At 34.4% G+C, this 25,621-nt stretch carries 23 protein-coding genes; 7 read left to right on the plus strand and 16 right to left on the minus strand.

The features are described 5' to 3' along the window. Positions 1 to 67 precede the first annotated feature (67 nt). The 4 genes from B0I10_RS04145 to B0I10_RS04160 all read right to left on the minus strand — a co-directional run bounded on the left by B0I10_RS04145 (position 68) and on the right by B0I10_RS04160 (position 4,657). Positions 68 to 451, minus strand: a complete 384-nt coding sequence (locus B0I10_RS04145) for a hypothetical protein (protein WP_112085232.1) — start codon at positions 449 to 451, stop codon at positions 68 to 70. 122 nt (positions 452 to 573) lie between these two features. Then, positions 574 to 984, minus strand: a complete 411-nt coding sequence (locus tag B0I10_RS04150; protein WP_112085233.1) for a BrxA/BrxB family bacilliredoxin — start codon at positions 982 to 984, stop codon at positions 574 to 576. Between the two features lie 124 nt (positions 985 to 1,108). Further along, positions 1,109 to 2,233, minus strand: a complete 1,125-nt coding sequence (locus tag B0I10_RS04155) for an ATP-binding protein (protein ID WP_112085234.1) — start codon at positions 2,231 to 2,233, stop codon at positions 1,109 to 1,111. Positions 2,234 to 2,356: 123 nt separating this feature from the next. Then, positions 2,357 to 4,657, minus strand: a complete 2,301-nt coding sequence (locus tag B0I10_RS04160) for a TonB-dependent receptor (RefSeq protein ID WP_112085235.1) — start codon at positions 4,655 to 4,657, stop codon at positions 2,357 to 2,359. Positions 4,658 to 4,743: 86 nt separating this feature from the next. Between B0I10_RS04160 and B0I10_RS04165 the strand changes: the two genes are divergently transcribed. Together B0I10_RS04165 and B0I10_RS04170 are read left to right on the plus strand one after the other, a co-directional pair. Then, entirely contained in the window at positions 4,744 to 5,397 is a 654-nt protein-coding gene (locus B0I10_RS04165; RefSeq protein WP_112085236.1) for a metal-dependent transcriptional regulator, read from the plus strand. Position 5,398: 1 nt separating this feature from the next. Next, positions 5,399 to 6,220, plus strand: coding sequence for a ZIP family metal transporter (locus B0I10_RS04170; RefSeq protein ID WP_112085237.1), 822 nt, complete (start codon positions 5,399 to 5,401; stop codon positions 6,218 to 6,220). 190 nt (positions 6,221 to 6,410) lie between these two features. Here B0I10_RS04170 and B0I10_RS04180 read toward each other — a convergent pair whose 3' ends face one another. After that, positions 6,411 to 8,651: a TonB-dependent receptor family protein gene (locus B0I10_RS04180; protein ID WP_112085239.1), complete on the minus strand. Its 2,241-nt coding sequence runs from the start codon at positions 8,649 to 8,651 to the stop codon at positions 6,411 to 6,413. A 292-nt stretch (positions 8,652 to 8,943) separates the two neighbouring features. On the opposite strand from B0I10_RS04180, the gene B0I10_RS15610 reads away from it, so the two are divergent. From B0I10_RS15610 to B0I10_RS04190, 3 genes are all read left to right on the plus strand, one after another. Next, on the plus strand, positions 8,944 to 9,099 hold the full coding sequence (locus B0I10_RS15610; protein ID WP_181456886.1) for a hypothetical protein: 156 nt from the start codon (positions 8,944 to 8,946) through the stop codon (positions 9,097 to 9,099). Positions 9,100 to 9,193: 94 nt separating this feature from the next. After that, complete coding sequence (locus B0I10_RS04185; protein WP_112085240.1) at positions 9,194 to 11,227, plus strand: ATP-binding protein; 2,034 nt, start codon at positions 9,194 to 9,196, stop codon at positions 11,225 to 11,227. Next, positions 11,199 to 11,861 carry a response regulator gene (locus B0I10_RS04190; protein WP_112085241.1) on the plus strand — a complete coding sequence of 221 codons (663 nt, stop codon included), beginning with the start codon at positions 11,199 to 11,201 and terminating at the stop codon, positions 11,859 to 11,861. The genes B0I10_RS04185 and B0I10_RS04190 overlap by 29 nt, the downstream gene beginning before the upstream one ends. A gap of 103 nt (positions 11,862 to 11,964) precedes the next feature. Here B0I10_RS04190 and B0I10_RS04195 read toward each other — a convergent pair whose 3' ends face one another. From B0I10_RS04195 to B0I10_RS04215, 5 genes are all read right to left on the minus strand, one after another. Further along, positions 11,965 to 12,159 (minus strand): hypothetical protein, encoded by a 195-nt coding sequence (locus tag B0I10_RS04195; protein WP_112085242.1) that lies wholly within the window; start codon positions 12,157 to 12,159, stop codon positions 11,965 to 11,967. Between the two features lie 20 nt (positions 12,160 to 12,179). Further along, entirely contained in the window at positions 12,180 to 12,365 is a 186-nt protein-coding gene (locus tag B0I10_RS04200) for a Thivi_2564 family membrane protein (RefSeq protein WP_112085243.1), read from the minus strand. Positions 12,366 to 12,497: 132 nt separating this feature from the next. Further along, complete coding sequence (feoB, locus tag B0I10_RS04205) at positions 12,498 to 14,603, minus strand: ferrous iron transport protein B (RefSeq protein WP_112085244.1); 2,106 nt, start codon at positions 14,601 to 14,603, stop codon at positions 12,498 to 12,500. Between the two features lie 8 nt (positions 14,604 to 14,611). After that, entirely contained in the window at positions 14,612 to 14,845 is a 234-nt protein-coding gene (locus B0I10_RS04210; protein WP_112085245.1) for a FeoA family protein, read from the minus strand. A gap of 77 nt (positions 14,846 to 14,922) precedes the next feature. Beyond that, positions 14,923 to 15,594 (minus strand): SCO family protein, encoded by a 672-nt coding sequence (locus B0I10_RS04215; protein ID WP_112085246.1) that lies wholly within the window; start codon positions 15,592 to 15,594, stop codon positions 14,923 to 14,925. Between the two features lie 117 nt (positions 15,595 to 15,711). Here B0I10_RS04215 and B0I10_RS04220 point away from each other — a divergent pair, with 117 nt between their 5' ends. Together B0I10_RS04220 and B0I10_RS04225 are read left to right on the plus strand one after the other, a co-directional pair. Next, a complete protein-coding gene (locus B0I10_RS04220; protein ID WP_112085247.1) occupies positions 15,712 to 19,092 on the plus strand; it encodes a T9SS type A sorting domain-containing protein in 3,381 nt (1,126 codons plus the stop codon). Between the two features lie 3 nt (positions 19,093 to 19,095). Beyond that, entirely contained in the window at positions 19,096 to 21,150 is a 2,055-nt protein-coding gene (locus B0I10_RS04225; protein WP_112085248.1) for a M13 family metallopeptidase, read from the plus strand. Positions 21,151 to 21,397: 247 nt separating this feature from the next. Here the strand turns inward: B0I10_RS04225 and B0I10_RS04230 are convergent, their stop codons facing one another. From B0I10_RS04230 to B0I10_RS04255, 6 genes are all read right to left on the minus strand, one after another. After that, a complete protein-coding gene (locus B0I10_RS04230; protein ID WP_112085249.1) occupies positions 21,398 to 22,564 on the minus strand; it encodes an iron-containing alcohol dehydrogenase in 1,167 nt (388 codons plus the stop codon). Between the two features lie 145 nt (positions 22,565 to 22,709). Continuing rightward, positions 22,710 to 23,090 carry a hypothetical protein gene (locus tag B0I10_RS04235; RefSeq protein WP_112085250.1) on the minus strand — a complete coding sequence of 127 codons (381 nt, stop codon included), beginning with the start codon at positions 23,088 to 23,090 and terminating at the stop codon, positions 22,710 to 22,712. A 230-nt stretch (positions 23,091 to 23,320) separates the two neighbouring features. Next, positions 23,321 to 23,902 (minus strand): nicotinate (nicotinamide) nucleotide adenylyltransferase, encoded by a 582-nt coding sequence (gene nadD, locus B0I10_RS04240; protein ID WP_112085251.1) that lies wholly within the window; start codon positions 23,900 to 23,902, stop codon positions 23,321 to 23,323. A gap of 17 nt (positions 23,903 to 23,919) precedes the next feature. Next, positions 23,920 to 24,285 carry a four helix bundle protein gene (locus B0I10_RS04245; protein ID WP_112085252.1) on the minus strand — a complete coding sequence of 122 codons (366 nt, stop codon included), beginning with the start codon at positions 24,283 to 24,285 and terminating at the stop codon, positions 23,920 to 23,922. Positions 24,286 to 24,355: 70 nt separating this feature from the next. After that, a complete protein-coding gene (gmk, locus tag B0I10_RS04250) occupies positions 24,356 to 24,928 on the minus strand; it encodes a guanylate kinase (RefSeq protein WP_112085253.1) in 573 nt (190 codons plus the stop codon). Beyond that, positions 24,921 to 25,541, minus strand: a complete 621-nt coding sequence (locus B0I10_RS04255) for a hypothetical protein (RefSeq protein WP_146740308.1) — start codon at positions 25,539 to 25,541, stop codon at positions 24,921 to 24,923. Before B0I10_RS04255 ends, gmk begins: the two co-directional genes overlap by 8 nt. Positions 25,542 to 25,621: the final 80 nt, after the last annotated feature.

Below are 25,621 nucleotides of genomic sequence, written 5' to 3' on the forward strand. Positions count from 1 at the left end.
TAACCCATGAAAAGAGAGTTATTCTCTTGTAAAAACAACTCTCTTTTCATGGGTGATCAATTTTTTACTAATTGACAACTATCACACAACCGCCATTAGCACATTCCACCGTTTGGGGAGGTTGAACAACCGCACAGTCCGAAACTGCATTCGTTTGAATATTGTATTCCAAGTTTAATTGATTATAACTTTCAACCATTACCTCTAATTCGTTTAAGTTTATGGAGGAAGGGAAAGTTAAATACTCAACAGGGCCACCACAAGGTTTTACGCCAAATGTAATTGTGTTGCAGTTTTCGGAGTTGTAACATTCAAAACTAGCGATGTAATCAATAATTTCTTGTTTTTTGAAACTTAGTTGTTCTGATGTAATAGGATCAGAATTATTGTCATCACACTGAAAACTTTGAAGCAACAAGGCCAATACAAATAATTTTAAAATAAATTTCATAGCTTTTTTTATTGGTTAACATATGTAGGATGAAATATTTTTTCAAAGGTTGCGTTTTTAGTTGAAATAAAAAATCCTTTCAAATTTACATCTGAAAGGATTTAATTTTTATAAAATAGAGTTTAACAAAACTCGTTATAAGCATCTTTTAAATTCTCTGCAATCATTTCTGCAGGGCGACCTTCAATATGGTGGCGTTCCAACATGTGAACCAATTCACCATCTTTAAACAAAGCCATGCTTGGCGACGATGGAGGAAAAGGAAACATGTGTTGTCTCGCGGCATCAACAGCATCTTTATCAACACCTGCAAAAACAGTCACTAATTGATCCGGTTTTTTAGCACCGTCTAAACTCATTTTTGCTCCCGGTCTTGCATTTCTGGCAGCGCATCCGCAAACCGAATTCACAACTACCAAGGTTGTTCCTTTTTGTGAAATTGCATTTTCCACCGCTTCTGCACTATGTAATTCTTGAAAACCTACTTCCGATAATTCGGCTCTCATTGGTTTTACCATTTCTTCTGGATACATATTATTTTTGATTATTAGATTTTTAGATTTTTGTATTCTCGGTTTCTCAGCATGCAAAGTTAGTAAGAAATCATTTTGATTGGATGATTTGAATCATAAAGATTTGTTATGGTTTGATAAGCAATTAGGTTACAAAATCAAGATAATTTTCTGGTGTAATAATATTTATTTCCGCCTCAGGATAGTTGGATGTAAATGTTTTTGTTGTTTTGTGATTCTTTTTGCTGTTCCATTTGAACTCGTAGGCAAAAAGATTACCGTTTTTTTCTTCCAAATAATCTATTTCCTGTTGTGCTTTCGTTCGCCAAAAATAGGTGTTACAGTAATTTTTATTATACACGTTTCTTTTCATTCGTTCCGCAATTAAATAATTTTCCCACAAAGCTCCAACATCTTGTCTTATTGCAATTGACGAAAAATTATTAATCATTGCATTCCTGATTCCGTTGTCGTAAAAATAAATTTTCCTGGAAAATTTCAATTCATTTCGCAAATTTCTACTAAAACTGTTTAATTTAAAAATAACGAAAGATTGTTCTAACAAATCTATATAGCGTTCAACTGTTTTGCTATCTAAACCTACTAAACCTGCAATTTCATTATACGATACTTGAGAACCTACTTGCAAAGCTAATGCTTGAAGTAATTTTACTAATTTTTCTGGTTTTTTAATTCCGTCTAACATCAAAATATCCTTAAAAAGATAACTGTCAGCTAAGTTTTTCAACAAATCTATTTCGTCTCCTTGGTTGTTTACAACATCCGGATAATAGCCGTAAATTAATCGATGTTGAAGTAGTCTGTTTTCATTTAAAACACCATATTGATTTATGAGCTCTTTAGTGGAAAATGGGAATAACTTATATTCCAGTTTTCTCCCTGTTAAAGGTTCGTTGGTTTTGTTTCTTAATTCAAAAGCGGAAGATCCTGTGGCAATTATTTTGATTTCAGGATAATTATCATGCACTAATTTGATGGTTAGTCCAATATCATCTATACGTTGAGCTTCGTCAATTATCACCGTTTTGTGGTTTCCAATTAATGCTTTTAAACTGATGGAAGATTGGTTTTGAAGCATCATCCGCACATCACTTTCATCTCCATTTAGCCAAAGTACGCTTTCTTCAGGTCCTATTAGTTTTTTTAATAAGGTTGTTTTTCCGGTTTGTCTAGCACCAAACAACAGAATTACTTTGTGTTTAAGCAAACTTTTTTGCACTGTTTCAAAAAGCTCTCTTTCAATACTCATGACTTCTTTTTTGAAAACAAATGTACTAAATTTGTATTAAAACACTCAAAAGTTATGTTTTTTTTGGATTCAAATCCTCAAAAGTTATGTTTTTTTTGGATTCAAATCCTTAAAAGTTATGTTTTATAACAAATCAGTTCCTATTTTTAAACCAATAAATATCGTTCTTGGTCGAGATGGGCCGTAAATATAACTCGCATCTCTATTCACACCCTGGTCAAAATCATTTTGATATTGATTAAAAATATTCTGAATTCCACCACTCAATTGAAGGTGCATTTTTTCTTTTACCACAAATGTATACGATGATTTTAAATTGACTTCATAAAAATCTCCGGTGGTTTCCAAACGATCGTCGGCGATAAATCCGGCATAATGTTGAGCATACATTTTTCCGGTGTAAACCACAGAAATATTGTTTTGAAATGCTTTTTTAGGTGAAAAAGTTGCCATCATATTGCCATACACATTTGGTGAACGAAAGAAATTTCGATTCGTATTCGTCAAATTTTCACTCCATTGAACCGGTTCGTCATACAACGCTTTTTGAATCGTTGCTCCGGCTTGAAACTGCCATTTTTGTCCCGGAGCATATTTTGCTTCTAAATTAATTCCGTAAACATCAGCCCCTTTTCCATTGCGTTTTTCCCAGATCGTTTCTGATAGTTGTTCTAATACAAACGGGTCGTTTAATCGCGTGTAAAATGCTTCAAAGGTTAATCCGGCTTCTGAATTGGGTGAGATTTTACTCCAATCTAACGAAGTTAAAAAAGAATGGGATGTTTCCGATTCTAATCCGTCCGCTAATTCAACTAAAGCGACTTCTCCGGCGGCAATTCGGGCATGAATATCTTCCGAGAAAACTTGTGGAGCTCTAAAACCTTTGGCATAACTGTTTCGCCATTGCAAATTTTCTTTAAAATTATAGAGAATGTTCAGTCTTGGATTAAAAATCACGGCTTCATCGGCAGCATTGTGAAAATCGGCACGCAATCCGCCTAAAACTTTCAGTTTTTCATTGACTTTCCACTCTTGCTGAGCATAAATCCCTAAAATATCCAAGGTCTGATTTACAAACGCATTATAACCCGGTTTTTCATCCACCATTTTTTCTTTTTTATATTCTGTTCCTGCTGTCAACGTGGCCGATCCGCCAAAAAAAGATTCTTGTTTTCGATTGTATTGAGCACCACCAATAAATGTAATTACTTCTGTATTTCCATAACCGCGAATACTTTCTTCATAATCGATATTGCCAAATTCATCATCGGCTCGACCGCCATAAAAATTGTCGTTTTTAGATTGTTGGGTGTTGATGTAAACAGCATATTTATTCTTTTCATTTTCAGAATAATTCTCGAATGTGAGTCCGCCACCCACCATTTTGGATGTAATTTGTTCTGTGGTAAGAGCTTCAAAGGGTTGCAAATCAAAATTATTTTCGCCACCACGTCTGAATTCGTTTATCGTATGAAAATCGGCAGTAATTTTACTTCTTTCAAACGGACGGTAAAACGATTTGAATCCGAATGTTTGGTTTTGCATCGTGGTGATTTCTGTAAAATTATCATCATTTGCATCAAAAGCACCACGGTCACGAAGCATCGCAAAAAGTTGAATACCATGGTTTAAATCATCTGACAAGACTGTTCCGTTTAAAGTCAACGCTTTATCCGGTACTTTTCCGTCAATCAAACCCAAATGCGAATTAATCTCAAAAGAATCTTCAATAGGATCTTTGGTAATGATATTGATGGTACCTGCAATCGCGTTTGATCCATATAACGATGAACCGCCACCACGAACCACTTCAATACGTTCGATCATATTAGTCGGAATTTGATCCAATCCATACACACCATTTAAAGCAGAAAAAATGGGTCGACTATCCATTAAAATTTGAGAATAGGCTCCATCTAAACCGTTCATTCGAACTTGTGTAAATCCACAATTCTGGCAATTGGTTTCCATTCGCAATCCGGGTTGAAAGCTCAAACCTTCGGATAAGCTAATGGCTTGGGCTTTTTGTAAAACCTCCGAATTGGTAACGGTTACAATCACCGGAGCTTCCGTTCTTTTCTGCAATCCGCGAGTGGCTGAGACAACCACCTGATTCAGTCCGAAAACACTTTCTTCTAAATTAAAATCCAAATGAATTTTTCCACCGGATGTAACATTAATATTTTTTTCCTGGTTCTTAAAACCAATCGCTTGCACAATGATGGTCTGCTTTCCGGACGGAACTTCAATCGAATAATTTCCGTTTTCATCAGAGGAAGTTCCTGTTGTTGCATTCTTTAATAGAATGCTTGCAAACGGAACCGCTTGACCTTCAGATAAAACATGACCCACAACGGTTCCTTTTTCTTGACCTTGTGAAAATAGTGTAAATGATAATGTGACTAAGAGGAGAATTTTTTTCATACCAAAAAATAAATTTAGACAAAACTAAAAATTATTTTACTCATATCAAATTATCTTAGTATATTTGTTTTAAATTAATTGAATTTATGACCTATTCGGAAGAAAATTATATCAAGGTAATTTATCATTTATCGTTGGTTTCGCCCAAAGGAATCAACACGAATGCGATTGCCGGAATGATTGAAAGTAAGGCTTCTTCGGTAACGGATATGGTTAAGAAATTAGCCGAAAAAGAATTGGTTGATTACCAGAAATACCAAGGTGTGACGCTCACTCAAAAGGGACTTCATGCGGCGAAAATGATTGTGCGAAAACACAGATTGTGGGAAGTTTTTTTGGTTGAAAAATTAGATTTTACATGGGATGAAGTGCATGCTTTGGCAGAGGAATTGGAGCACATTAAATCGGAGAAATTAATCAACCGGTTGGATGAATTTTTAGGCTTCCCTAAAGAAGATCCGCACGGCGACCCGATTCCGGATCGATATGGACAGATGATAAAAGTGGAAAAACAATTACTTTCTGAAGTGGGTTTGAACAAAAAAGTGATGTGTTTGGGTGTAAAAGATAGTTCGCCTAGTTTTTTGCAATATTTAGATAAACATCAAATTTCGTTAGGGTCGGAAATTGAAATTATCAATAAAGAAGCCTTTGATATGTCGTTGACTATTTTAATGAATGGGAAAGAGATTTTAATTTCGAATAAAATTGCCGGTAATTTATTTGTAAAAGTAATATAATATGTTTGATAGCATTGTTGCCTACTTATCGAGTATTGATCCTATTTTAGCGGCTTTGTATGCCACTTTATTCACTTGGTTTTTAACCGCTTTAGGCTCATCAGTTGTTTTCTTTTTTAAGACAATGAATCGTGCCGCCTTAGACGGAATGCTTGGTTTTACAGGCGGAGTGATGGTTGCTGCGAGTTATTGGAGTTTGCTTGCGCCTGCCATCGAAATGTCGGAAGGAGAAGGTTTTGTAAAAGTAATGCCGGCCGCGGTTGGTTTTCTACTAGGAGCTTTTTTCTTATTTGGTTTGGATAAAGTTTTACCTCATTTACATATCAATTTTAAAGAAACAGAAGGTGTAAAATCACCCTGGCAAAAAACAACACTTTTGGTTTTGGCTATCACGTTACACAATATTCCGGAAGGGTTGGCGGTTGGTGTTTTATTTGGTGGTGTTGCTGCCGGAATTCCCGAAGCATCGATTGCCGGAGCTACGATTTTAGCGATTGGCATTGGAATTCAAAATTTTCCGGAAGGAATTGCCGTTTCGATGCCGTTGCGACGAATGGGAATGAGTAGAAAGAAAAGTTTTTTGTACGGACAATCGTCTGCTTTAGTTGAACCGATTGCCGGCGTTTTGGGAGCGGTTGCGGTTACTTTTTTTACACCAATTTTGCCTTATGCTTTAGCCTTTGCTGCCGGAGCGATGATTTTTGTGGTGGTGGAAGAAGTAATTCCGGAAACACAACAAGACAAACATACAGATATTGCTACTTTAGGATTCATTGGTGGATTTGTGGTCATGATGAGTTTGGATGTGGCGTTGGGAAGTTAACGACAACCACAATCATCGCTACCGCAATTCTTCTTCGATTTTTTTTTACCAAAAAAATGAAAATAGAGCACAGCGATGGCAATTCCTAAAATGATAAATGCGATTATTTCTTGAAAATCAATCATACTACAAAGATAAAAGGTTCTCCATTAAAAACAGAGAACCTTTAACAAACAAATATAAAACACTTTTAAAATTGTGCTGTAATTCCGAAATGGATTCCGAATGGCATTCCCGGACGGAGCCCGGCTGGCACTCTTGAAACAGCGTATTCTTTATCTAAAATATTCACGATATTACTCATTAAACTTACTTTTTCCGTTAAATGATATTTGGCCGAAGCATCTACAATAAAATTGCTTTTTACCAATTCATTTTCTGGGATCGAACCTTGTCCGGCAATCGTTCTAAACTGATCATTGTATTTTCCGCTTATGGAAACATTGAATTTTTTGTGATCTAATCCTGCAATGATAGAAAATTGATTTTTGGCGATGTATGGAATTTCGTCACCCATTTCGATTGTTCCCCACGCTTCAGTTCCACTTGTGAAATTGTTTTTTAATTCAGTGTCGGTATAGGTGTAGCTAATGGTAATGGGTAATTTAAATTTAGAATTTTCATCATTTAAAACATCATACGAAACCAAAACTTCCAAACCTTGCACTTGTGCTGCTCCGGCATTAAACAAATCGCCTGTTCCGGTTCCACCAGCTGCATTCGTATCGGCACCTTGCAATCGGTTGAAATCATTATAAAAAGCGATAATTTCTCCAGATAATGCTTTTTTAGTGAATCGGAAGCCGGCCTCATAATTCATGCTGCTTTCTCCCTTGTCTTCTTCATTTACACCTGGAGGAGAAAATCCTTTATGTAAACTAGTAAATGCAGAGTAATTATCATTAAACTTATATAAAATACCTAAACCGGGAATGAATTCTTCGGTTCTGTTTTGTCTGCGATTTAAGTTTGTTCCGGTTCGGTCTAAATCGGCTGTTCCATAATTCAAACTGCGACGAATGATGTTTTCATATCTCATTCCCGGTGAGAACGTAAATTTTTTGTACGTTAAATTATATAAAACGTGAGCAGAAACCGCTTCGGCACTTTCAACACGGTTATCTTGTGTTCCGGGAGTTCCGGCAACCGTTCTGAATAAGGCATTGTTTTCGATTTTATAACGGTCATCCCACTGAAAACGGTCTTCACTATCTAAATGATAACGAACACCAAAATCAATATCGTGTGTAACTACATTACTGTTAAGTTTGAAATTAACCACCGTTTGAATCCCTTCGGCTAAGTATACACGATTATTATTTCGCATTCTCAATGCGTTATCAGCGGTATTAACTGCTCCTGTTATAATGTCATAACCTGCTTGATTAGTTTCTGGATTATCTAAAATAGAGGCTAAAGAAACAGTTGAACCGCCTACATTGACATCGTGTAATTTATACCAATTTCGTTTAAAATTATTGCGGTAGGCTTTAGTAGTGATGGTCAAATAATCAACCGGAATAAATAAATGCGTTAACATTAATTGGTCGTGTTTCGTATCGATTTTATCTGCTTCGGAAGACAAATAACGACGGTAAGGGTTGTTATCAAAATCAGCTTGCGTTAATCCTAAATAGGTTTCATCTGAAAACTCATTTGATAGCTGAGCTTTCAACGTTAAAGATTGAAACATTTTTGCTTCGGGACTTGTGTTCACTCTAAATTTGGCCACATAATCATTTCCGTTGAAACCTGTTGTGTTGTTGCTAAAATCAATTTTTTTGAATCCTTCCGAATTTCTATTGTTATATTCTACCAAATAACCAAAGTTATTAAAGTTGTCACCAACATTTACATAGGTGTTTCTAGTGTTAAAACTTCCCATTGAAGCCACTACTTTTCCCGAAAATTGCGATGGAATTTGGTTTGAAACCATATTGATCGCACCGCCGGTTGTATAAGGACCGTATTGAATTTGGCTTCCACCTTTTAAAATCTCAAAACTTTGAATTCTATTTACAGTAGGAAAATAGTAGGCTGCCGGAGCAGAATAAGGAGCTGGTGCAATTAAAATACCATCTTCCATTAACGTTATTTTTGAAGCTCTTGACGGACTTGTACCTCTTAATCCAATGCTTGGACGAAGTCCGAAACCTTCTTCTTCTACCACATTCACACCCGGAACAGTTCTCAAAATCCTATTGATATCTGAATAATTGAAGGTTTTTAATTCTTCTGGAGAAATAAAATAGGTTGAACCGGCTCTATTTTTTGCTTTGAATTTGCTTCCTACCAAAACATCGGCATTAACTGTAACACCTTCTAATCTTCTAACAGTGTCATTTAAAGCTAAATCCTCTTGTGATTCTGAATTTTGAGCAAAAGAAAAGCTTGATAAAGCAAGCAATAAAAGGGAAACAATATTTTTCATTTTTGTTATTTAGAATTAATCTACGTTGCAAAAGTAATTATAGTTTTTATTTAGACAAAATATAAATAATAAATATTTTCAACTTTTTTTAACCTGTTGAAAATGAATAAATAGTGTTTTTAGTTTCTTTTAAAGAAACCCTAAAACCCATTGATTGAGTTGTTCAAATTTTAACAAAATAGGTAGAAAATGTGCAATGAACGATAGGGGCGAAGTTATACTTTTGGCAAATAATAAGGGAATGACTCTTTTATTGTAGAAAAAACTAAATAACTTAAAAAAACCTAATACCATGAAAAAAGCATTATTTATCTTAGGAATTATTTTAACATTTGCTACAACTACAGTTTCTTGTACTACAGACGATATGGAAATGGAAACACAAGGAAATACAACTATTACAGAAAACAACGATCAAACTAACATTGATCCGAAAAAAGGAAATTAATTAATTGGTTTTGAAGTAATACGTCGAAAAGTAGCTGTAAAGGCTACTTTTTTTTGTTTAAAAAAGTACCTTTGTTACAATTCAAGTAAAAATTATGACAAAGTACCTCGCGATAAGTGTACTGCTACTTTTTTTATACGCCTGCAATAAAAAAGAACACTATTTACAGGGTTATGACAAAATAGATAGTTTAATAACAACTGTTAAGAATCAAAATTCCTATTCTGCTGAGGTAAACGGAATGTTGTCTGACGCTTACACGCTTTTAAATGAAAAGCCAAACGATTCGATAAAGCGACTTTACATGCTAAAATTATCTGATCAATATTATAATTTTGGTTTAAAAGACGATTACCTTAGGGTATGTAAACTCAATTTAGAGTTGTCTTTAAAGGCAAAAGACAGTTTGCGTTTAGGAATTATTTACAATGACATAGCTGATTATTACAGAGGGAAATCATTTAACGATACGGCTTATATCTTTTATAATAAATCGCTCCATTTTCTCGATAAGAATAATTTTGAAAAACGTGGACGAGCCATTCTGAATAAAGCTTATTTGTTACGTTTTGAAAATAGTTTAGTTGAAAGTGAAATTCAAACCATTAAAGCCCTGGAGGCAGCTAAACAATCAGGTAATAAACGATTAATCTACGATTGTTTAAACAATTTAGGAATTATCAACAACGATATAAAGAACTACGATTTAGCCTTAGATTATCATCAACAAGCACTAGAACAATTAAATAAACTTAAAAGTGATCCTCAATATTTTATTTTGGTGGCTCAAACAAAAAATAATATGGCGGTTTGCTATCATCGATTGCAAAATAACAGCAAGGCCATTACACTTTTACATGAGGCAACGAGTTCCAAAAATTTAAAAAACGAGAGTATCCTTTTATATGCCGTTTTAATTGATAATTTAACTTATTACAGATTCAAATCAAATCAAGAAGTTAGACAAGAAGATTTTGATCTTCCGTTAAAAATTAGAGATAGTTTAGACAATAAATTAGGTGTAATTGTGAGCAACACCCGAAAAGGAGAGTATTTTTTGAGTCAAAATGATACTGCCAAAAGTGTTTCTTATTTTTTGAAAGCAAAAGAAATCGCAAAAGACATTAAAAGTCATCGTGATGAATTATTGCTTTTAAATTTTTTAGCCGAAGCAGAACCGGATAAAAGACTTTTTTACAAAGAAAAATATATTCAACTTAGTGATAGTTTAATGGAATCTGAACGAGCAGTGCGAAATAAATTCACACGCATTGAGTATGAAACAGACGAAATTATTCAGCAAAAAGAAGTCTTAGCAAAGCAGCAACAATTTATTGTATTAACATCTATTTCAATCATTTTACTTCTCATATTAACCTATATTATTTTCCGGCAGAAAGCCAAGCAAAAGGAATTGCTATTGATTCAGGAACAACAAAAAAGTAATGAAGAAGTGTATCAATTGATGATTGATCAGCATCATAAGGTAGAAGAAGGTCGGGCTTTGGAGAAAAATAGAATTTCGCTTGAACTTCACGACGGAACTTTGAGTATGTTGGCCGGAATACGCTTCAATTTATATGGATTTCAAACGGAGGAAAATGCAGAAATAAATGAAAAATTCCTAAACCAAGTTGATCAAATCAAAACGGTTGAAAAAGAAATTAGAAACATTGCTCATGATCTGAAAAATAATTTATTTATAAAAAAAGAAAGTTTTTTAATGCTTTTAAATGATTTTATTGAGGACCAAAAAATAATTTCAAAAATAAATTATGAATTGCAAATTGATTCAGAAATTGAATGGGAAAGCCTTAGTCAATCGTTAAAAATAAATTTTTTCAGAATAATTCAAGAAGGTGTTTACAATAGCCAAAAGTATGCTCAAGCAAAAAACATTTCGATTTCTATTCAACTCAGCAAAAAAAATATGGAACTTTGTGTAAAAGACGATGGTGTAGGGTTTAATTCAGAGGCAAAAACAAAAGGAATCGGTTTAGAAAACATCAAACAAAGGGTTTCTGCTATGGAGGGCTTTGTTAAAATAAAATCAATCAATCAAATCGGAACGCAAATTATTTGTAAAATACCATTTCACTATGAATATCAAAATATTGATGATAGATGATCATCCGCTTATTCTAGAAGGTTACAAAACAACTTTAGCTCAAAATAAGTTAGGAATAACACTTTTAGCCAGAACCATAACTTCACTGGAAGAAGGGTATAATTTAGCTCAAAACAAAGCAGAATTAGCACAATACTCTATTTGTTTTATTGACAGGAATATGCCACCTTTTCTTGAAAAAGATATTGAAAACGGCGAAGATTTAGCGGTTTTACTCAAAGCCACAAATCCAGATTTAAAGATTGTTATTTTGACTTCTCACGACGAGCCGATCTTGCTTTATGAATTAAAAAACAGGCTCCAGCCAGAAGGAATTTTAGTCAAAAGTGATTTGGATTACAGAAGTATGCAAGATGCTTTTCAAAAAATTGTTGATGGGAATTATTACTATAGCCAAGTGGCGAGGCAAGGTTTTGATACGATTAAAAAACACTTAAATATTTTTGATCAAACCGATCGTAAAATAATATTATTGCTTTCACAGGGCCTACGAACAAAAACGTTGCCTGAATCGTTAAGTATAACACTTAGTGCAATTAACAGTAGAAAGAAAATAATAAAAGATAAATTAGGAGTGCCACATGGTGATGACGAAGCAATTGTAAAAGCAGCCAGAAGAGTTGGTCTTTTATAATTAATTTAAGAGGGCCATCCCACTATAAATAAACAAAACTTCCCAATAAACAGGAAGCTTTATTTCAAACTAACGTAAAAACCAATTTTTTTAAAGAAATTAGTTATGATTCATCTTTTGTGGTTTTAATCAATCCTATTCCTGAGACAAAAAACACCAATCCCAAAATGCCATAAACTAATGCTGTTTTGAGTGTCTGATTGTTTTCGCCTAGGGTAACTGTTAAATAAGCTGTATAAATTAGCCCTGCTATTCCTAGTATTGTTAGAATTGTTCCAAAAATTCTTTTTAAGTTCATGCGTTTTGGATTTAGTTGTTTTAAACAGTTATATTACTCAATGAATCAAATAATCCAAATACTTTTAGTAACCAGATTATTACTGCAATTACTACAACTAAATTAAAAATACTCTTAATTTTTTTATCCATTGGGATATAGGTATTTACCACCCAAAGTAAAAACCCAACGATAATCAATACAATTAAAATGTTTAGAATCGGCATGTTTCTTTTTTTTAAAATTAGACTTCAAAGATATAGTCAGAAGTATCAATTACATTTATAAAACTATGGGCAAAAGTTGTATAATTCCCATGGATATAGCATTTGATTTTAAAAAAGAATAAATTTGGGTATTTAATCTAACAATTGAAAAGCAACAAACGCCACTAAATAGGCAAATCCACTCATTACAAAAAGTTGAATCATGGGCCATTTCCAAGAGTTGGTTTCTTTTTTAACCACAGCCAACGTACTCATGCATTGCATAGCAAAAGCATAAAAAAGAAGAAGTGAAATTCCCGAAGCAAAGGTATAAATTGGTTTTCCGGACGCTGGATGAACTTCTGCTCTCATGCGTTTTTTAATGGTATTTTCTTCTTCATCGTGACTGCCAACGCTATAAATAGTAGCCATTGTTCCCACAAAAACCTCTCTTGCAGCAAAAGAGGCAACGATTCCAATTCCAATTTTCCAATCGTAACCAAGAGGCTTAATCACGGGTTCAATTGATTTTCCGATTATTCCGATATAAGAGTTTTCTAACTTATACGATGCAATTTTATCTTGCAAATCATCTTCTGCTAATGATTGATTTTGTGGTTCGGATGCAATATTTTTTTCAGCATTTGCAAAATTATCCGTCGGTCCATACGAAGCCATAAACCATAAAATAATTGATAATGAAACAATTATTTTTCCTGCTCCAAAAACAAAAGCTTTTGTTTTTTCAATTACATTCAAACCAACATTTTTGTAATAAGGAATTTTGTAGTTAGGCATTTCAATCACAAAAAAACTCTTGGATTTAAATTGTAGAATTTTGTTCAAAATCATAGCAGAGATAATTGCCATAAAAAACCCAAGCAAATATAAAAGCATTAAAGTCAGCCCTTGCAAGTTTAAAAACCCAAGAATTCTTTTATCCGGAATAATCAAGGCTATTAAAATTGTATATACCGGAATTCTTGCCGCACAAGTGGTAAACGGCGTAACTAAAATAGTAATTAATCGTTCTTTCCAATTTTCAATATTTCGTGTAGCCATAATAGCCGGAATAGCACACGCAGTTCCCGAAATTAAAGGCACAACACTTTTTCCGCTCAGGCCAAAACGACGCATGGTTTTGTCCATTAAAAAAACAACGCGACTCATATAGCCACTTTCTTCCAGCAACGAAATAAAGAGAAATAAAAACGCAATTTGCGGAATAAAAATAACCACACCACTAATTCCAGGAATTACTCCTTGAGCTATCAAATCATTTAGTTTTCCTGCAGGTAAATGTTCGCTAATCCATGTGCTCAAAGAGGCAAACGATTCGTCTATAAAATCCATCGGAACACTTGACCATTCAAAAACAGATTGAAAAATCAAAAATAAAATTCCCAAAAAAATTACATAACCACCAATTTTATGGGTAAGAATTTTGTCTAACCTATTGCGTAAATCTTTTGCTTTTGTAACATCAACTTTTTTAGCTATTTTGAGTAAATCATTGATAAACTGATAGCGTTTCACGGTTTCCTTGTGCTGGAGTTTTTTTAATTCATCATCTGATTTTGAAAAGGAATTGTTCTGAATTACATTTTTTGAAAGCTCTCCAAAATTTACATCCTGAGAAATAACTAACCAAAGTTTGTACAATTGTTGGTTGGGATAGATGCGCCGTAAATTGTTGAAGTAGTCCAAGTCAATGTCGGAAGCATTTAAGCAGGGTTCTGTTGAAAGCGTTTCATAATTAACAATCAAATCTTTCAATTCAGCAATTCCGGTTGCTTTTCTGGAACTGATTAATGCAATTTTTGTTTTTAAAGCTGCTTCTAATTTTGGAATATCCAGTGAAATGCCTTTTAAAGCCATTTGATCAGCCATGTTGATGACTAAAACAGTTGGAATTTCAAGGTCTTTAATTTGAGTGAAAAGAAGTAGATTTCGTTTTAAATTTTCAACTTCGGTTACCACCACAACCACGTCCGGATAGTCCTTGTCGTTCTTGTTTAAAAGCAATTCGATTACTAAATTTTCATCCAACGAATTGGCATTTAAACTGTATGTTCCAGGCAAATCTAGAACCATTGCCTTTTTATTTTGTGATAAACTGCAGGAACCAACTTTTCGTTCAACCGTAATTCCGGGATAGTTTCCAACCTGTTGTTTCAATCCTGTAAGTTGATTAAATAAGGATGTTTTTCCCGTATTTGGATTTCCGACAAGAGCAACTTTTATTGGCGAATCTTTCATGTAAGCAATTAATTTTCGATGATTTCAACAACAATATCGCTCGCCATTTCTTTTCGAATCGCCAAATGTGTGCCGTTGATGTTTAAATAAAGAGGATCGCCAAAAGGGGCAGTCTGAACCAATTCTATGGAGTGACCTTCCATGCAACCCATTTCAATTAATTTTAAAGGAATTGTATCTAAATTAAACGAAAGGATAATCGCTTTTTGCTCTTTTTGAAGTAGGTCTGCGGTTGTTTGCAACTTTATTTAGAATTAATATAAATACAAAAATACAGCTTTTTAATTTGTATATGAAAGAGAATTTTCAAAAAATGAAGTTAATTTTTTTCGGTTATCAAAAAGCGAATGTCTTCGATTAATCTGTTGATTTCTTCTTTATTTGTTCCGTCATAAAACCCACGAACACGTCTTTTTTTATCCACTAAAATGAAATTTTCGGTGTGAACCATATCGTATAGTTCGCCTTCGGTTTCCGTTTTTACCGCCAAATACGATTTTCGGGCAATGTAAAAAATATCTTTTTTGTCGCCGGTAACCAGATTCCATTTTGAGTCTATCACGCCTTTTTCTACAGCATATTTTTTTAGAACGGGAACACTATCAATATGAGGCATCACAGTATGAGATAACAACATCACATCCTGAACATCTTTAAAAGCATTTTGAATTTCTACCATATTGTCTTGCATAATCGGACAAATTGTAGGGCAAGTCGTAAAGAAAAAATCCGCTACATAAATTTTTCCTTCATAATTTTTTTGGGTAATGATTGCTCCATTTTGATTGGTAAAAGAAAAATCGGCAATGGTGTGGTATTTGCTCACATGTTGAACTGTACTGTCAACCAATTCCGGATTCACATCGGAAGGGTTGAAAATAGGTAGTTTTTTCTTGGGTGTTAATAAGTAAAAAGAAATCGAAAGAAAAACAACCGAAAAGGTCAGAAAAGCTAAAATTTGAAATTTATAGCGTTTAATATAAGATAACATAGCATTTATTTTCACAAAGGTAAAAAAGATATTGCCAAAACTTCTGCTTCTACAACTGTTAATTAATAGTTATGAATTGAAAACGTTTTTCTATTTTTGATTATTAATCCAAATTAGATGAAGAAAATTCTACTAGTATTGATAATAATTCAATGTTCGTTTGCTTTTGCTCAGTTTAATTCAACCGCTCCTTGGATGGATACGGTTCAGAATAGCGACGATAAGGAAGCAACGATAGATGAAATCAAAACAGCTTTTGAGGCCTATTGGCAGGATAAAAATCATGAAGCCAGAGGGAGTGGTTACAAACCTTTCATGCGTTGGGAAACTCATTGGCGAAATAAGGTTGATGAAAACGGAAACCTAATGACACCTGCTCAAATGTGGGAAGCATGGAATCAAAAACGAGAAAGACTTTTGAGTCGAAACGAAGTATTGAACGACCTTAGCAATTGGCAACCTTTAGGGCCTTTTAATCATATTAACACGGGTTCCTGGTCGTCCGGACAAGGAAGGGTGAATGTGGTGGTAGTGGACCCAAACAATGCCAACACCGTTTACATTGGTGCACCGGCCGGAGGAATTTGGAAATCTACTGATGCTGGTCAAAACTGGACTCCGTTATCGGATTATTTACCGCAAATTGGCGTTTCAGGTATCGCAATAGACCATACTAATTCTGACATTATATATATAGCTACGGGCGATAAAGATGCCAGTGATACATATTCAATAGGTGTTTTAAAATCAATTGATGGAGGCCAAACCTGGAACACAACCGGTTTAACGTTTAACAACACATCCACAGTAGCAGCAGATATGTTTATGCACCCAAATGACCCATTAACACTTTGGGTAGCCACCAGTGCTGGTCTTTTTAAAACCTCTAATGGCGGAATAACTTGGACAAACAACCTTAACGGAAATGTGAAAGATTTAAAACTAAAACCGGGCAATCCAAACATTGTTTATGCGGTTACTAACAATCGTTTTTATCGTTCAACCAATGGAGGAAATAGCTTTACTATGATTACTTCCGGCATGCCAGCCAATTCTGGACGTCTAATTATTGATGTAACGCCTGCTAATCCGGAATATGTGTATGTGTTGAGTGCCAGAACAAATTGGAGTCATCAAGGACTTTATAAATCAACTAATTCGGGAATTAATTTCAGCATGACGCAAAATACTGTTGATATTTTTGAAGCAAATCAAGCTTGGTTCGATTTAGCTTTGGCCGTTTCAGATACAAATCCGGAAGAGGTTTATACCGGCGTTTTAAACATTTGGAAGTCATCTGATGGAGGTAATAATTTTACTAAAATAAATAGTTGGTCAAACCCTTTTCAAGCGACTTATACACACGCAGATATCCATTTTTTACGTTTTTATAACGGCATCTTATACTGTGGTAGTGATGGGGGCGTTTATGTTTCAGATAACAACGCGTCGTCGTTTACCGATTTAACCGCAACAGCACAAATTGGTCAGTTTTACAGAATTTCGGTCTCTAAGCAATCTAGTTCTAAAATTGCAGGCGGACTGCAAGACAACGGGGGATATGCATTCAGCAATAATCAGTGGAAAAATTTCTACGGTGCAGATGGCATGGAAACAGCTATCGATCCAAACAACAGCGATAGGTATTTCGGGTTTATTCAAAATGGAGGTGGATTGTATTTTACCAACAATGCTGGGGCATCACTTTCAGGGTCAATTGGAGCACCGGAGGGAGAAAACGGAAATTGGATTACGCCACTAGTGTTTAATGCTGCGGGTGAATTATTTGCCGGTTATTCCAGTTTATACAAGCTGATTAATGGTTCCTGGCAAAATGTTTCAATAAACACCTCCTTTAATGGAAATATTGAACGAATTGTTGTTGACCCATCCAACGATGATATCATGTATATCGCTGATGGTCAAGATCTATACAAAAGTATAAATAGAGGAGTGACGTTTGAGTATGTTTTTACTTTCCAATCTACAATCACTTCAGTCGAAGTCAATGTCAACGATAACAATATTATTTACGTTACAGCATCAGGAATTAATGGAGTCGTATCCAAATCGATTAACGGTGGCTTATCTTTTTTTAACTTTGCTCAAGGATTGCCATCAATTGGAAGAAATGTTATCAGACACCAACCTAACCACCCTTTAAATCCCGTTTATCTAGGAACAAGTCTAGGCGTTTATTACCGTGATGATTCAATGAATTCGTGGACACCATATGATACCAATTTACCAAATGTGGCTGTTACTGATTTAGAAATTAATGTTTTAGACGAAAAAATTGTGGCTTCAACCTACGGAAGAGGTGTTTGGATGTCTCCTATTCCTTCGCAATTAGCTGATAATGAAATTGCATTACTTGGTATTGAAAATCCTTCTACATCAAATATTAATTGTAGTACGGATAGTTTATCATTTTTAGTCAAAAACACCGGTTTATCAACCATTACTGATTTTACATTAAATTATTCTATTAACGGTGCAGAAGCAAGTTATAGTTGGAGTGGAAATTTACCATCATTAACCAATTCAACAATTGAAATTCCAAACATTACTTTGATTAGAGGAACTTCAACTATTCAAGCAAACGTCGTGATGGCGAATGATGCTTTTTCAAATAATAACATAATAAATAGTCAAATTTTAAATAACGATAATGGACAAGTAGGCGAAGTAAATACATTTGAAACGCAAGAATCTGAATTATTGACTAATTATGAAGGAGTCGAAAATAGCTGGCAAAGAGGTGTTCCTTCAGGTATAATACTAAATCAAACGTCATCGGGATCAAGTGTTTACGGAACCAATTTAAACGGGAATTATCTTAACAACACAAAGGCATTTTTATATTCGCAATGTTATGATTTAACACAGATTACTAATCCCGTAATGCGTTTTAAGATGGCGTTTGACCTAGAGTTAAATTGGGATGTACTTTATTTGGAATACTCAACTGATTTTGGCGAAAATTGGTCTGTTTTAGGAACAGCCAATGATATAAATTGGTACAACAGCAATAGAAATCCACAAAGTGGGGGAGATTGTGAAATTTGTCCCGGAGCTCAATGGACAGGAACAAATGCTACTCTATCTGAATACAGTTACCAGCTCAACGCAATGACCAACGAAAGTAATATCATCTTCCGATTTGTGTTTCACTCCGATTATGTAATTACACAAGAAGGAGTAATTATAGATGATTTTGTAATCGACGGAACCCTATCAAATCAAGAGTTTGCATTCAATTCAATCGCAGTTTTTCCAAATCCTACCAAAGGTTTATTTACCTTATCGTATGGAAATTTTAAACCGCAACAAATTGAAATTTATGATGTTACAGGAAAGAAAGTGCTTTTAGTTGACAACACTAAATTACGCGAAAATCAAACAGAATTAAATTTATCAGCTGTTTCAAATGGAATTTATTTTATTAAAATTTCAAATGAAAATGGTCAAACCGTTAAACGAATAATTAAAAATTAATAAATGAATACTATTAAAAAAAATCTTTTGTGTGTTTTAACAATTTCTGCTTTCACCAGTGGATTTGCTCAAGAAACTAAAAAAGAAACCATTGGAATCAACTTGGAATATATGGATAAATCCGTTAAACCAAGCGATGATTTTTTCAGATTTGTAAATGGAAATTGGTTAGATAAAAATGAAATTCCAGCAGACAGAACGCGTTGGGGAAGCTTTGATGAACTTCGTAAAAAAACAGACGATGACATGAAAGTTATTCTCAATGAAGCGTTGCAAAATCCGGCTTATACAAATGAAACCGATCAAGGAAAAGCACTAAATCTTTACCGTTCAATAATGGATACAGTTTCTAGAGATAAACTTGGAATCAAACCGTTGGAACCTTATTTGAAAAAGATTAATGCGGTAAAAAATGTTTCTGATTTAAAGAGACTTTTAATCGAAATGGAAACGCAAGGCGGCATTGGTTTTTTTGGCGTCGGCGTGGGAACAGATGCTAAAAACAGTAACCGAAATGTAGTGAATGTCGGATTAGGAAGTTTAGGCTTACCGGATAGAGATTATTACATTTCAGACGAAAAAGACAGCAAAGAAAAAAGAGAAAAATACCATGCTCACATTGTCAAAATGATGAGTTATCTAGGTGAAAAACCAGATCAAGCCAAAGCGAGTGCTGATCAAATTTTAGCTCTTGAAATTGCTATGGCTACCCCTCGTTTAGATCGTGTAGAAAGAAGAGACAGAAGAAAAACATACAACCCCATGACGGTGGCCGACCTTCAAAAATTAACGCCAACAATTAATTGGGCAGAATATTTAAAAGGCGTTGGCTTGCCGGTAGTGGATACCTTAATTGTTTCGCAACCAAAATACATGACCGCTTTAGAAACTATTTTCAAAGAAAATAAAGTAGAAGACTGGAAAGCCTATATGCGTTGGACATTGCTAAACCGGTCGGCAGGAATGCTTTCTACCGAAATTGGAAATGCTAACTGGGAATTTTTTGGAAAAACATTAACCGGTGCAATAAAACAAAGACCCTTGGATGAAAGAGCTTTACAAACTGTAAATGGCTCATTTGGTGAAGCATTAGGTAAAATTTATGTAGAGAAAAAATTCCCACCAGAAGCGAAGGAAAAAGCACAAAAAATGATAGATAATGTGTTTTTAGCCTTTGAAAACAGAATCAATAATCTACCTTGGATGGCACCATCAACAAGAGCAAATGCAATTGCGAAGTTGAAAAAATTCAACGTAAAAATAGGTTATCCTGACAAATGGAAAGATTATTCTAAAATAACCATCATTAGTCCGAAAGATGGTGGAACTTATTTTGAAAATTCTAAACGAATTACGAAATGGCGTAACGACGAGAATTTTGCTAAACTTGGAAAGCCGGTCGATAAAACCGAATGGGGAATGTCTCCTCAAACGGTAAATGCTTATTACAGTCCGTCGTTTAATGAAATTGTTTTCCCGGCAGCTATTCTTCAACCACCTTTTTATGATTACAGAGCAGATGAAGCGGTGAATTATGGTGGAATTGGAGCGGTAATTGGTCACGAAATTTCACACGGTTTTGACGACAGCGGTTCACGTTACAACGCCGATGGAAATTTAGTTAACTGGTGGAGTGACGAAGATTTAAAACAATTTACAGAATTAGGCGGAGCTTTAGCAGATCAATATTCGCAATTAGAACCGTTACCGGGAATTTTTGTGGATGGTAAATTTACATTAGGAGAAAACATTGGCGATTTGGGTGGAGTAAGTGCCGCATTAGACGGATTGAAAATCCATTTGAAGAAAAGTGGAAATCCTGGTTTAATTGATGGTTTTACGCCGGAACAACGTTTCTTTATTTCTTGGGCAACCATTTGGAGAAGCAAAGCCAGAGACGAAGCGATAAAAAACTTAGTAAAAACGGATACGCATTCTCCTGGTCAGTATCGGGCGTATGTTCCGCTTCAAAATGTAGATGCTTTTTATGAAGCATTCAATATTAAACCAGGCGACGGAATGTACATTGCCGAAGACAAAAGAGTGCGAATTTGGTAATTATTATAAAATATTAAAAATCAATACAATAAAAATAAAAACACTACGTTTTAACTCAACAATCATTTGCTCAAGGGCAAGTTAGAGTTAGTTAAATTTTGTTTTGGTGTTTTGAAAAAGGCGTTCCGGAAATTACTTCTGGAACGCCTTTTGAATTTTTTTCTGAGTGGCTGAGTTACTGAGAACGTGAGTTTCTATGGAATACGATAATGATTGCATTTTTATCTCAGCCACTCAGCTACTCTTTCTAATAACTCATCTCCACAATTTGTCTCACTTTTTCTAATGTGATATTTTGTTTTTCACCCATCGCTTTCCAACCTCTTTCTTCAAAACGATTTACGATAAAATCGGATGCTTTTTCATAATCGGAAGTATAGTTAGAAAGTTTGGTTTCCATTCCCATTTTATGAAGGAATTCAACAGTTTTTTCAATGGCTTGCGTTGCTTTTTCTTCAATTGAGTTTCCTTCAACATTCCAAACGCGTTCTCCGTATTGAGCTAATTTTTCTTTCTTCGTTTCAAACATCGTGCGGTACAAATTCGGACCAATAATAGCTAGTGTTCGGGCATGATCAATTTCGTATAAAGCCGTTAATTCGTGCCCAATCATGTGTGTTGCCCAATCACTCGGAACACCTTTTTGAATCAAACCATTTAATGCCATTGTTGCACACCACATAAAGTTGGAAGCCAATTTATAATCGGATGGATTTTGAACCACGTCCGGACCAATTTCAATCAACGTTTGCAAAATACTTTCGGCAAAACGGTCTTGTAAAAGAGCATCGTGCGGATAGGTGAGGTATTGTTCCATTACATGCGTAAAAGCATCGACCACGCCATTTTCTAATTGTCTTTTAGGTAAAGAAGCCACCACAGTTGGATCACAAATTGAAAATTGTGGAAACAATGCACTTCCGCCCAACGTTAATTTTTCTTGTGTAGCTTCGATCGTCACTACTGCACCGGAATTCATTTCGCTACCGGTTGCAGGTAAGGTTAAAACCGTCCCAAACGGAATGACTTTAGAAACATCTTTGAACAAAACGCGTTTTTTCAAAATTTCAATCGCATCGCCTTCAAAATTCACGGCTCCGGAAATAAATTTTACTCCATCAATCACACTTCCGCCACCAACGGCCAAAATAAAAGTGATTTTTTCGTTGCGAATGATTTCTACCGCTTTCATTAAGGTTTCATAACGCGGATTGGGTTCGATACCACCAAATTCTACAATTTCAAAACCGGAAAGTGCTGATTTTACTTGATCATAAATGCCGTTTTTAAAAATACTTCCGCCACCATAAGCCAATAAAATTTTGCTGTTTATCGGAATTAATTCAGGTAGTTTTGCTATTTGACCCTTTCCAAAAATGTAATTGGTTGGGTTGTATAAATCGAAGTTTGTCATTGTATGATTGTTTAAGAGGTTAAATGTTTAAGAGTTTAAAAGGGTTACTACTTAAACGCATACAAAGTTACAAAACGATTAAAAGAACAAGTGGTAAAGGAGTGTTAAGAGATATTATATAAAAAGGAACTTTCTTTCAAACAAATCATTTTGTTACTTTTCTTGCTAACTTTTCTTTCAATAAAAAAAGTTCAAATTCTTTGTAAACAGTATTTGATGTAAGTAAAGAATCTTTTTTTAAAAGCATAAAATCAAATTTATCAGATGAAGTGAATTCAAAATCATTGATTTTTGTATTTACAGACTTACTAAACACATCTTTTATTTCCTTAAAAGTGAGACCATTTGATTGTAAAATAGTATCTTTTGATGAAAAGTCTAAATTAATCTTTTTTTCGGAAATGAAGTTATTATCAACTTTATAAATAATTTTGATTCGATCAGATTCGTAATTTTTTTCAATGTTTTCACCGCATGAGATAAAGACGATGCAAAATAGTAATAATATAAACTTCGTTTTCTCCATTTTAAACTTTTTATAAATCGGTTGTTCTACTTCTTAATTCCTCTCCTGTAATTGCGCTTTTTATTTCCTTTTTAAAATCAAAAGAATTTTGTTGCTTTCTAAAATCATCAATTTGCCAAATAATTGTCTTATCCTCTAATGAGGATAACCATTTAATTAATTCTGTTTTTTTGTTGCAACACTCATTAATTCAAAAACTTTATTCAAAAACACAAAAAATTACTTTTATATTACCTCCTATAAAACAAATTATGATCTAAAAAAGCCCACACGTTTTCGGGTAAAACGGCTCTCACATTTTTGCCGTGTTTGATACTTTCGCGAATAAAGGTAGAGGATAATTCAATCACCGGAGCACCTACTCGATGAATTTTTGGATGATTGATAAATTGTTCGTCAATCACACCGGAGTTTAATCTCGGATAGATAAAAATGTCATGGTTTTGAAGAATAACTTCATAATTTTTCCATTTATGAAGTGAATTTAAATTGTCTTCGCCCATAATTAAAGCAAATTCATAATTCGGATATTTTTCCTGCAAATGAGCTAATGTATTAACGGTATAATTCGGTTGAGGTAATTTGAATTCGATATCCGTTGGTCTTATTTTCGGATAATCTTTGGTCGCCAAATGAACCATTTCCAAGCGATGGTAATCATCCAACAACGTACTTTTTTGTTTATGCGGGTTATGTGGCGTAACCACCATCCAAATTTGATCTAAATCGGAATATTCAGCCATGTGGTTGGCAATGATTAAATGCCCCACATGAATGGGATTGAAGGTGCCGAAATAGAGACCGATTTTCATAGATTAGTTCTTAGTCCTTAGTTTTTGAGAGTTTTTGAAAAGGAATAAATCATTTTTGACTCTTCCTGAATCATAAGTATGAGTTCATCAAATAAAGTTTCATCTTTAACAAAATCTAATTCTTTGGAAATAATGAGTTGTGTTTCAATTTCATTTAATGATCCCTTAGCGATATCAAGAAAATAACTGAATGATTTATCTGTATTTCTTCCAAAACCTTCAGCTATGTTAGATGGAATTGAAACAGATGCTCTTTTTAATTGACTTGTTAAAGCAAATCGTTCGTCATCAGGAAATTTTTTAACTAGTTTATAAATTAAAAGGACAATTTTTATGCCTTTTTGCCAAATAAGTAAATCTTTGTATGAATTTACAGCTGCCATAAATATGTTTTTTATTAAGTACTACAACCTAAGGACTAAGGACTATTTACTAAGGACTATTCACTAAATACTATCGACTAACAAATTCCCTCACCAATTCATATGCTTCCGCTTTTGCGATCTCCAAATCATAATTTTTAATTACTTTATCAAATTGTGGTGCTGTTGCCAATTCTACCGATGCTTTCGCAATTCGCATATTGATTTTGTCTTCACTTTCTGTAGAACGTTTTTTTAATCGAATTTTCAACTCGTCAATGCTGGGAGGTTTTACAAAAACGGCTAATGTTTCGGTCCTAAATTTCGATTTTATTCGCAATCCGCCCGCTACATCAATATCAAAAATAACATTTTTTCCTTTGGCCCAAATGCGTTCGACTTCACTTTTTAAAGTGCCGTAAAAATTATCGCGGTATACTTCTTCCCATTCCACAAAATCTTCGGCTTTGATGTGGTTTTTAAATTCTTTGAGCGATATAAAATAATAGTCCTTTCCGTGTACTTCTTCGCCTCTGGGTTCCCGCGTGGTACAGGAAACTGAGAATTCCAAATTCAAATCAGGTTGTGCTAGCAAATGTCTCACAATTGTGGTTTTTCCTGAGCCCGATGGTGCTGAGAAAACCAATAATTTTCCTTTATTCATGGTGTTGTTTTGCGATGGGGAGTGAACCAAAATACATACTTACTGACTTTTTACCATCTCGTTTAATCTTGATCGGAAGTGACTTTCCTTTTTCTAACCCCCACTCATCAAGTAAATCTGTATTGATGTAAATAATTTCTATTTTATCTGAGCTTTTTTCCAGTTCCTCTAGCCAAAGAAGGTTTTCTTTGAATCTCTTTTTCGATTCCAAATATTTGTTCCAGGTTTGAAAAAGATAAAATTCGGCTTCGGGGAGCGAATTTTTATCAATCTTCTCGCCATTCTGATTAATCAATATGGCGAGAAAATCGTCTAGCGAAGGCTCAGCTACGTCAGTACAAGGTGTATATTTTTCTTCAAAGTTTTTAAAAGCTTCCTGCATCTGTATTCCAGAGCATTCCTCGGTTCCTAAAAAGCAGTGTTTTTCGCCAGTTTTTGCATTGAAAAGCATCATATCTGAATTAAAACCAAAGAGAAAACGATTAAAAATTTCTGTGGAATCTCTTTTACTTTTTACCGTTAAGTAATTCGTATTAATGTCAAATTTATTTTCAGCAAGATAACGCTGAATGCTTTCTCTAGATTCAACTTTAGGATCCTTTAATCCTGTCAAAACCCTAATCGTGGGTCCGCAGGAACTAAAAATAAAAACTAAAAGTAGGAACAACCAATGCCATTGATTTTTCATAATAC

The sequence above is a fragment of the Flavobacterium lacus genome (assembly GCF_003268815.1).
In the GTDB taxonomy this organism is placed as follows: domain Bacteria; phylum Bacteroidota; class Bacteroidia; order Flavobacteriales; family Flavobacteriaceae; genus Flavobacterium; species Flavobacterium lacus.